Below are 351 nucleotides of genomic sequence, written 5' to 3'. Positions count from 1 at the left end.
AGCGCGGCGCCCGACTTCGGAAAAACGGACTTTAACAAAACGGCCCAAAACCCCTATAGTGACACAACGTCCCAATAAGTGGACATCCTATAGGGAAGCTGTCGTGGTCCGATCCGTGACGTGGATGACAACCGTCGCCTTGACGGCCGTCCTTTCGCTTGCGCCACAGGCGGCGAAGGCGGAGCGGCAGGCCATCCGCCTGGAAACCCTGGATCGATCCGTTGTCGCCACGCCGATGGCGGACGGCGGCGTGTTCGTTCAATGGCGACTGAGCGCCTCCGACTCTGCCCAGGCGCGCTTCGAGGTTTTCAGGGACGGCGTTCGCCTTGGGCGGACGACATCGACCGATAC

General features: G+C 62.1%; 1 pseudogene. It reads left to right on the top strand.

The window, feature by feature from the left end:
- Window positions 1-124: 124 nt before the first annotated feature.
- A pseudogene (locus CVH10_RS18510) lies at window positions 125-351 on the top strand (hypothetical protein); the annotation flags it as partial.

It is taken from the genome of Halomonas sp. ND22Bw, from assembly GCF_003011945.1.
GTDB lineage: Bacteria > Pseudomonadota > Gammaproteobacteria > Pseudomonadales > Halomonadaceae > Halomonas > Halomonas halophila.
Note: the sequence above shows the minus strand (reverse complement) of the source record. Positions and strands in the feature narration are given on the sequence as shown.